Source organism: Aestuariivirga sp., from assembly GCF_020252405.1.
GTDB lineage: Bacteria > Pseudomonadota > Alphaproteobacteria > Rhizobiales > Aestuariivirgaceae > Aestuariivirga.
The window spans coordinates 44,798-54,440 of the sequence record NZ_JADCDA010000066.1 but is presented as its reverse complement, the minus strand read 5'-3'; the positions used below and the strand labels follow the sequence as shown (position 1 = coordinate 54,440).

Sequence of the window (9,643 nt, the reverse complement as noted above, 5' to 3'; positions counted from 1 at the left end):
CGATGGGAGAAGGTGGCCGACAGGCCGGATGAGGGCTTCTTTCCGCATCGGAATCTGTGGACAAAGGCCCTCATCCGCCCTTCGGGCACCTTCTCCCATCCTTCGGACGGGAGAAGGGAACCCATATGCGATAGCCCTGCCTCAGAGGGAGGGAGAAAAAGAGTAGACGCAAAGGGAGAGGCCCATGGCCGCACAACGAAGGACAGGACCGCTGGCGCGCGATGCGATGGCCTATGTGCTGGCCGGCGGGCGCGGCAGCCGGCTGATGGAGCTGACCGACAGGCGCGCCAAGCCCGCCGTGCCCTTCGGCTGCAAGTCGCGCATCATCGATTTCGCGCTTTCCAATGCGCTCAACTCCGGCATCCGCCGCATCGGCGTGGCCACCCAATACAAGGCGCACAGCCTGATCCGCCACATGCAGCGGGGCTGGAACTTCTTCAGGCCGGAGCGCAACGAGAGCTTCGACATCCTGCCCGCCTCGCAGCGCGTTTCGGAAGACCAGTGGTATGCCGGGACGGCGGACGCCGTGTACCAGAACCTCGACATCATCCTGAGCTACGGCCCGCAATACATGGTGATCCTGGCGGGCGACCACATCTACAAGATGGATTACGAGCTGATGCTGCAGCAGCACGTCAATTCCGGCGCGGACGTGACCGTCGGCTGCCTTGAGGTGCCGCGCCTGGAGGCGACGGGCTTCGGCGTGATGGCGGTGGACGGACAGGACCGCATCACCGCCTTCGTGGAAAAGCCCAGGGACCCGCCGGGCATTCCCGGCAACGCGGAGATGGCGCTCGCCTCCATGGGCATCTATGTGTTCGAGACGGCGAAGCTGGCGCAATGGCTGCGCGGGGATGCGGCAAACCCCGCTTCGAGCCGCGACTTCGGCAAGGACATCATCCCCTTCCTCGTCAACAACGGCAAGGCGGTGGCGCACCGCTTCACCGCGAGCTGCGTGCGGTCGGAACACGAAACGGAAGCCTATTGGCGCGACGTGGGGACGGTCGATGCCTATTGGGAGGCCAACATCGACCTCACCGAGACTCTGCCGGCGCTTGACCTCTATGACACCGAATGGCCGGTCTGGACCTATTCGGAGGTCACGCCGCCCGCCAAGTTCGTGCATGACCTTGAAGGCCGGCGCGGCTCCGCGGTCGCCTCGCTCATCTCGGGCGGCTGCATCGTGTCGGGTGCTGCGATCAAGCGCACCATGCTGTCGCCCAATGTGCGGGTGAACTCCTTCTCGTCCCTCGAGGAGGCGGTGGTGCTGCCTTCGGTGCACATCCACCGCAGGGCGAGCCTGAAGAAGGTGGTGATCGACACCAGCGTGGTGATCCCCGAGGGACTGGTCGTGGGCGAGGATCCGGAGCTCGACGCCAAGCGCTTCCGCCGCACGGCGAGCGGCATCTGCCTCATCACCCAGCCGATGATCGACCGCCTCGCATTATGAAGGTTCTGTCCGCCGCCTCCGAACTCTTCCCGCTGGTGAAGACCGGCGGGCTTGCCGACGTGACCGGCGCGCTGCCCGCCGCGCTCGCCGGGGAGGGCGTTGAGGTGACGAACATCGTGCCGGGCTACCCCGCCGTGATGGCGGCGCTGGAGAAGGCGTCACCCTTCCACGCCTACGGGGATTTGTTCGGCGGGCCCGCACGGCTGATGCGCGGCACGGCGCGGGGGCTGGACATCATCGCGATCGATGCGCCGCATCTCTTCGACCGGCCCGGCAACCCCTATCTCGGCACGGACGGCAAGGACTGGCCGGACAATGCCCGGCGCTTCGCCGCACTGGCGAAGGCCGCCGCGGACGTGGCGGGCGGCATCAATGCGAACTACCGCGCCGGCGTGCTGCATTGCCATGACTGGCAGGCCGCGCTGGGGCCGGTCTACAGCCGTTTCATGGGCGGGCCCAAGAGCGTGATGACGGTGCACAACATCGCCTTCCAGGGGCAGTTCCCGGCCACGGTGTTTGGCATTCTGGGACTGCCGCAGCAGGCCTTCGCCATCGACGGCGTGGAGTATTATGGCAATGTCGGCTATCTGAAGGGCGGCCTGGCGGCGGCGGACGCCATAACCACGGTGAGCCCGACCTATGCGCAGGAAATCTGCACGCCGGAACATGGCATGGGGCTGGACGGGCTGCTGCGTGCGAGACGCCAGGCGCTGCGCGGCATCGTCAACGGCATCGACACGGATGTGTGGAACCCGGCGATGGACGGGCGCATCCCCCAGACCTATGCGGCGGGGAGCCTGACGAAGCGCGCGGCCAACAAGCGGGCGCTGGAAAAGACCTTCAGGCTGGAGCCGGGCGATGGCATCATTCACGGCGTGGTGAGCCGGCTGACCTGGCAGAAGGGCATGGACATTTTCGCCGCAGGGCTCGATGCGCTGGCGGCGGCGGGGGCGCGGCTGGCGCTGCTGGGCACGGGCGAGACGGCGATCGAGAATGCGGTCTTGGAGGCCTCGGTGCGGCACCCCGGGCGGATCGGCGTCATCACCGGCCATGACGAGGACATCGCGCATCTGGTGCAGGCCGGGGCCGACACCATTCTCGTGCCCTCGCGCTTCGAGCCCTGCGGCCTCACGCAGCTCTGTGGTCTGCGCTATGGTTGCGTGCCGGTCGTGGCGCGCACCGGCGGGCTCAACGATACGGTGATCGACGCCAATGACGCCGCCCTGCGGGCCGGCGTTGCCACCGGCTTCCAGTTCGCGCCCGTTGACGGGGCGGCGCTTGAACATGCGCTGGCGCGCGCCGCCGAGTGCCATTCCGACCCCCAATTATGGCAAGGCCTGCAGAGGCGCGGCATGGAGCAGGATGTCTCATGGTCGCGCAGCGCTGCCGCCTATGCCCGGCTCCACCGCTCTCTCGTGAAGGCTTGAGTTTCATGATCCTGACCATCGCCACCACGCCCTTCGAGGACCAGAAGCCCGGCACATCGGGCCTTCGCAAGAAGGTGTCCGTGTTCCGGCAGCCGCATTATGCGGAGAACTTCATCCAGTCGGTCTTCGACTCGCTGGAGGGCTTTCAGGGCCGGACGCTGGTGATCGGCGGCGATGGCCGCTACCACAACAGCGAGGTCATCCAGACGGCGATCCGCATGGCGGCGGCCAATGGCTTCGGCCGCGTGATGGTCGGGCAGAACGGGCTGCTCTCGACGCCCGCGGCCTCGAACCTCATCCGCCGTCACAAGGCCTCAGGCGGCATCATCCTGTCGGCCAGCCACAATCCCGGCGGGCCCGATGGCGATTTCGGCATCAAGTACAATATCAGCAATGGCGGGCCGGCACCGGAGAAGCTGACGGACGCGATCTACGCGCGCACGAGGACGATTTCGAGCTATCGCATCGCCGCCCCGCCCGGCGTGGACCTCGCACGCACCGGCGAAACGCGGCTCGGCGGCATGGCGGTGCAGGTGGTCGACCCCGTCACCGATTATGCGGAGCTGATGCGGACGCTGTTCGACTTCGAGGCGATCCGCGCGCTGATCCGCACCGGCTTCACCATGAGGTTTGACGCCATGGGGGCGGTCACCGGGCCCTACGCGCACCGCATCCTCGAGGACATGCTGGGCTTCCCCGGGGGCACGGTGATGAACGGCACGCCGCTTCCGGACTTCGGCGGCCGCCATCCGGACCCGAACCTCGTCCATGCGGGGGAACTCGCCCGCCTCGTGCTGCCCGGCGGCGGGCCTGACTTCGGCGCGGCATCCGACGGCGACGGCGACCGCAACCTGATCGTCGGGCGCGGCATGTATGTGACGCCGTCCGACTCGCTCGCGATCCTTGCGGCCAACGCAACGCTGACGCCGGGCTATGCCGGAGGGCTCGCCGGCATTGCGCGCTCCATGCCCACAAGCCGCGCGGCGGACCGCGTGGCGGAGAAGCTGGGGATCGGCGCCTGGGAGACGCCCACCGGCTGGAAGTTCTTCGGCAACCTGCTCGATGCCGGCAAGGCCACGCTGTGCGGCGAGGAGAGCTTCGGCACCGGCTCCACCCATGTGCGCGAGAAGGACGGGCTGTGGGCGGTGCTGATGTGGCTCAACATCCTGGCCAGGCGCCGCCTGAGCGTTGCCGATATCGTGACGCGGCACTGGGCGGAATATGGCCGGAACTTCTATTCGCGGCACGATTATGAGGACGTGGACGCCGAAGCCGCCAATGGCCTGATGAACGCGCTGCGCGCCAGGCTGCCGTCCCTGGCGGGGCGGAACGGCATCGCCACGGCGGATGACTTCGCCTATGACGACCCGGTCGATGGCTCGCGCACCACGAAGCAGGGAATCCGCCTGATCTTCGCCGATGGCGCGCGCATCATCTATCGCCTCTCGGGCACCGGCACGGCGGGGGCGACGCTGCGCGTCTACATCGAGCGTTATGAGCCCGATGCGGGCCTCCATGGCATGGAGACGCAAGCCGCGCTCTCCGGCCTCATCGCGCTGTCGCGCTCGATCGCCGGGATCGGGACGCACACCGGGCGGGCGGCGCCGACGGTGATCACCTGAGCACGGCGGCGCAGGCCCGGCCCTTCCCGCCCGGCGTCACGCCCTCCGCCGGGGGAGCGAATGTCGCCGTGGTGTCGCGCCATGCGGCGCGGATCATGGTCTCGGTCTTCGAGGGCGACACGGAGGTGGAGCGGACGCCGCTCACCCTGCGGCTGGGTGACGTGCATTACGGATTTGTGCCGGGGCTCGTGAACGGGGCGCATTACGGCTTGCGCGCGGAAGGCCCGTGGGCGCCGGAGCAGGGACAGCGCTTCGACGTGGAGAAGCTGCTGCTCGACCCCTATGCGACGCGGATCACCGGGCCCTTCCGCCATCTGCCGGAATTGATGCGGCGCGGCGCGGAGACCTCGCGGCTCGTGCCCAAGGCCATCGCCGGGCATGTGCCCGCCGATGCCGAAGCGCTGCCGCCGCAGCCGCCGCAATTCATCTATGAAATACCGGTGCGGGGCTTCACCATGCTGCACCCGGATGTGCCGCGCGAGAAGCGCGGCACGGTGGCGGCCCTTGCCGAACCGGCGGTCATCGCGCACCTGAAGCGGCTCGGCGTTGATACGGTGGAGCTGATGCCGCTCGCCGCGTGGATCGACGAGCGGCACCTTCCCGCCCTCGGGCTCTCCAATGCCTGGGGCTACAACCCGGTGAGCTTGCTCGCACCCGACCCGCGGCTCGCCCCCGGCGGGCTTGGAGAGATCCGCGCCGCCGTCGAGGCGCTGCACGCGGCGGGCATCCGCGTGGTGCTGGACGTGGTGCTGAACCACACGGGAGAGAGCGATGCGCAGGGCGCCACCCTGTCGCTGCGCGGGCTCGACGAGGCGCTGTATTACCGCCGCGCGGGCGATGCGCTGATCAACGACACGGGCTGCGGCAATACGCTGGCCCTGGACAAACCTCCCGTGCTGCGGCTCGCCATGGATGCGCTGCGGAGCTGGGCGATGCGCACCGGGATCGACGGCTTCCGCTTCGATCTCGCCACGGTGATGGGGCGCACGGCCTCCGGTTTTTCCGCGGATGCGCCATTGCTCTGCGCCATCGAGCAGGACCCGCTGCTCTCGCGGCTCATCATGATCGCCGAGCCGTGGGATGTGGGGCCCGGGGGCTATCGCCTCGGCCAGTTCCCGGCGCGCTGGCAGGAGTGGAACGACCGCTACCGCGACGAGGTGCGGCGCTTCTGGCGCGGCGACGCCGGGGCCGGGGTCTTCGCCACGCGCATCGCGGGCTCCTCCGATGTGTTCGGCGGCCACCGCCCGCCATCGAGCGGCATCAACTTCGTGGCCGCCCATGACGGCTTCACGCTGCGTGACGCCGTGACCTTCGCCGCCAAGAACAACCACGCCAATGGCGAGGACAACCGCGACGGCAATGCGCATGAGCCGTCATGGCCCGGCGGTGACGCGCGGGCGCTGCTGGCGAGCCTGTTCCTGTCGCGCGGAACGCCGATGCTCACCGCGGGCGATGAATTCGGCCGGAGCCAGCGCGGCAACAACAATGCCTATGCGCAGGACAACCGGACGGCATGGCTCGACTGGAGCAATGCGGACGGGCGGCTGACGGGCTTCACCGCCGCCTTGAGCGAGCTGCGCCGCGCGTTGTCGCCGTTTCTTGCGGACGCGTTCCTGACGGAGGAGAACGCGCAGTGGTTCGGGGCCGACGGCGGGGCGGTCGATTGGCGCAATGCCGATGCATCCGTGCTGGGCCTTGTGCTGATGGCGGGTGCGAAACGCATCGCACTCGTCTTCAACCGCGGCGGGGCGCGGGCGCTGGCGCTGCCGATGCGCCAGGGGCGGCGCTGGACGCGGCTGTTCTGCTCCGCTGGGGGCGATGAGCTTCCGGCCCGCTCCGTCTCGGTCTTCGCCGAGGAGCGGATCGCGGTGACGGGCACGGGCGATGACGAGGTCGAGGCGCTGGCCCGCGCCGCCGGCATCGAGCCCGAATGGTGGGAGGTGGACGGCACGCACCACCGGGTGAGCGGCGAGACCCAACGGGCGCTGCTGGCGGCGATGGGGCTGGAATTCAGGACGGAGGATGGGCTGGCGCAGTCCCGCGCGGTGCTGGCGCGGCCCAAACCGCTGGTCGTTCACGCGGGCAAGGAGGCGGTGCTGTCGCCACCCGCCGCGCGGCGGCGCAGGCTGACGATCGAGGATGAGAGCGGCGGGCGGCAGTCGATCGAGGCTCCGCCCGGAGCCGCCGCGCGGGCGCGGCTGGAGCCGGGGCATTATCGCGTGCTGGAGGAAGGCGTTGAACCGCTGAGCGTGATCGCCACGCCCGGAACCTGTTACCTGCCGGAGGAGATTGCGCGGGGGCGCAAAGTCTTCGGCCTCGCCTCGCACCTCTATTCCCTGCGGCATGAGGGCAGCGAGGGCATTGGCGATTTCGCGACGCTGCGGCGGTTTGCGGATTTGAGCGGGGAGACCGGCGGGCGCTATGCGGGGCTCAATCCGCTGCATCACCTGTTCCCCTCGGACCGCGGCCGGGCGAGCCCCTATCAGCCGTCGGACCGGCACTATGTCGATCCGATCTATATCAGCATCGCAAGGCTGCTGGACATGCTGCCGCTGCCGCGCACGGCCGCGCTGGCCGCGCAGGCGCGCGCGGCCTTCGCGGCGCTGGACGCGCTGCGGAATGTCGATTACCCGGCGGTGTGGCAGGCCAAGGCGCGGCTGCTGGAGAGCGCCTTCGCGGAGTTCGCGGGAGACCCTGCCTTCGATGCCTTTGCGCGCGCCGGCGGGGCGCGGCTCGCGGCGCATGGCCGCTTCGAGGCGCTGCGCATGGGCGAGCCGCCCGCACCGCGGCGCATCGCCTATCGCGCCTTTCTGCAATGGGTGGCGGATGCGCAGCTTGCGGAGGCGGCGGGCCGCCGCAATCTCTATGGCGACCTCGCCCTGGGCTGCGCCTTCGATGGCGGGGAAATCGACGCGAACCCGGCGGCATTCGCCAGGGGTGTGTCCATCGGCGCGCCGCCCGACCCGTTCTCGGGCGCGGGCCAGGTGTGGAACCTGCCCCCCTTCTCGCCCCTGGCGCCCGACATGCTTGGGCTGGAGCCGGTGCGCCGGGTGATTGCCGCCAGCATGCGCCACGCCGCGGCCTTGCGCATCGACCATGTGCTGGGCTTCGCGCGGCAGTTCTGGGTTCCGCAGGGAGCCGAAGGCCGCTTCGGCGCCTATGTGCGCTTTCCGCTCGATGCGCTGATCGCGGTGACGGCGGTCGAGAGCCGGCGTCACCAGTGCCTCGTTGTCGGCGAGGACCTGGGCACCGTGCCCGCCGGCCTGCGCGAGACACTCGCGGCAGCAAGTATATTTTCCTATCGAGTGCTCTGGTTCGAGCGCGAGGGGCCGGGCTTCAGGCCGGCCGCGGCCTACCCCGCGCGGGCGCTGGCCTGCCTCGCCTCGCACGATCTGCCGACCTTCATGGGATGGCGCGCCGGGCGCGACATCGGGATTGCCCTCAGCATCGGCCAGACCGGCAAGGCGCAGGCCGAAATCCGCGGGGCGGAACGCGCGGCCGAAAAGCGCCTGCTGGACGGGCGCACCGGATACACCGGCGACGATGACAACGCGGCCAGCGCCGCGGCGCACCGTTTCGTGGCCGGCACTGCCGCGCAGATCATGCTGGCGCAGGCCGACGACCTGGCGGGCGAGACCGACCCGCTCAACGTGCCGGGCACGGACAGGGAGTGGCCCAACTGGCGCCGCCGCGTGCAGGTGCGGGTGGAACAGCTGGCGAAGAGCCCGCTGGCCAAGGACATTCTGAAAGCCGTGAAGCAGGAGCGTGAGACATGAAGCGCCGCGTGGTGATCGAGACGGTGGAACCGCTGTCGCAGCGCTGGGCGAAGCTCAACCGCTACACCATACGCTATACGCGCGGCGACGGGCGCGAGGACAGGCTGGTGCGCGAAATCCATGACCACGGCCATGGCGCCACGGTGCTGCCCTATGACGCGAGGCGCGGCACGGTGCTGCTGGTGCGGCAGTTCCGGCTTCCGGCCTTTCTGCACGATGGCGATGGCTTTATCATCGAAGCCTGCGCGGGCCTTCTGGACGGAGACGACCCCGCGCAATGCGCCATGCGCGAGGCCGGGGAGGAACTGGGCGTGCGCCTCGCCAACCTGCGTTTCATGACCACCGTCTACAGTTCGCCGGGCGCGGTGACCGAGCGCATCTCGCTGTTCATTGCCGATTACGACCGCGCCGCGCGCGTGGGCGCGGGCGGCGGCGAGGCGCATGAGGGCGAGGACATCGAGGTGCTGGAAATGCCCTTCGACGCGATGCGCCGCCTGGTGCGGGAGGGGCGCATCGTGGATGCCAAGACGGTGCTGCTCAGCCTGTTTCTCGAACGTGAACTTGGCCTTCCGCCGTTGTGACGCCATCGGAGCGGATGACACGGAGCCTGCCTGCATCCCACGCCACGCCGAAGCGCGCGCCGGCAAAGAGCGGGGCGAGGCAGCGATAATCGAAGCGCCGCGGCACATGGCCCAGCCTCCCGGCCGCGAGGTTGAGCATCAGCGAGGCCTGCAGCGGCCCGTGAACCACGAGGTTGGGATAGCCCTCCGCTTCGGCGTGGCGGCGATCGTAATGGATGCGATGGCCGTTGAAGGTGAAGGCCGAGAAGCGGAACAACAGCAACGGCGTGGCGTCAACCTGCCAATCCGCCGCGAGCGGCTCGGCCGGCCCCGGAGCCGGCGCGGCATGGCGCGGCGGATCGCGGAAGACGAGATCCTGCCGCTCGCGGATGGCGGGGCCGCCGCCATCCCCGATGTCATGCGTGACGCTCACGAGGCAGAACGCGCCGCTTTTGCCGTGCTTTTGCTGAATGCCGGTGATGGCCGAGGTGCGGACCACCGCCGCGCCATGCCGCAGCGGGCGGAAGGATTCGATGGACCCGCCCGCCCACATGCGGCGCGTCTGAGCGATGGGCGGCAGAAAAAGACCCTTGAGTTCGGCGCCATCGGGACCCGTTTCGCCAGCGCCGGGCGTGACCGGTGCGAGGCCGAAATGAAGTCCGGGCGGCGCAATATCCTCACCCGCCTCGAACAGGCAGGGCCCCATGGTGGCGCGAAACTCATCGTAGAGCCGCCGCGTGAGCATGTCTCCGCGCGTCACGCTGCGGCCGATCCAGTTGCGGAAATTCATGAACTTTTCCCCCGCCAC

6 protein-coding genes are annotated in these 9,643 nt (G+C 69.2%); 5 read left to right on the top strand and 1 reads right to left on the bottom strand.

The window, feature by feature from the left end:
* Positions 1 to 184 precede the first annotated feature (184 nt).
* Genes glgC through IOC69_RS10420 form a run of 5 tightly spaced genes read left to right on the top strand, consistent with a single transcriptional unit; the run spans position 185 to position 8,856 of the window.
* A complete protein-coding gene (glgC, locus tag IOC69_RS10440) occupies positions 185 to 1,450 on the top strand; it encodes a glucose-1-phosphate adenylyltransferase (RefSeq protein WP_290543488.1) in 1,266 nt (421 codons plus the stop codon).
* Positions 1,447 to 2,877 (top strand): glycogen synthase GlgA, encoded by a 1,431-nt coding sequence (gene glgA, locus IOC69_RS10435; protein WP_290543487.1) that lies wholly within the window; start codon positions 1,447 to 1,449, stop codon positions 2,875 to 2,877. Before glgC ends, glgA begins: the two co-directional genes overlap by 4 nt.
* A gap of 5 nt (positions 2,878 to 2,882) precedes the next feature.
* On the top strand, positions 2,883 to 4,499 hold the full coding sequence (locus tag IOC69_RS10430; RefSeq protein ID WP_290543486.1) for an alpha-D-glucose phosphate-specific phosphoglucomutase: 1,617 nt from the start codon (positions 2,883 to 2,885) through the stop codon (positions 4,497 to 4,499).
* Positions 4,496 to 8,275: a 4-alpha-glucanotransferase gene (locus tag IOC69_RS10425; protein WP_290543492.1), complete on the top strand. Its 3,780-nt coding sequence runs from the start codon at positions 4,496 to 4,498 to the stop codon at positions 8,273 to 8,275. Before IOC69_RS10430 ends, IOC69_RS10425 begins: the two co-directional genes overlap by 4 nt.
* Positions 8,272 to 8,856, top strand: a complete 585-nt coding sequence (locus tag IOC69_RS10420; protein WP_290543485.1) for an NUDIX domain-containing protein — start codon at positions 8,272 to 8,274, stop codon at positions 8,854 to 8,856. Before IOC69_RS10425 ends, IOC69_RS10420 begins: the two co-directional genes overlap by 4 nt.
* Here IOC69_RS10420 and IOC69_RS10415 read toward each other — a convergent pair.
* Positions 8,813 to 9,625 (bottom strand): MaoC family dehydratase N-terminal domain-containing protein, encoded by an 813-nt coding sequence (locus IOC69_RS10415; RefSeq protein WP_290543484.1) that lies wholly within the window; start codon positions 9,623 to 9,625, stop codon positions 8,813 to 8,815. The two genes, IOC69_RS10420 and IOC69_RS10415, sit on opposite strands and share 44 nt — an antisense overlap.
* Positions 9,626 to 9,643: the final 18 nt, after the last annotated feature.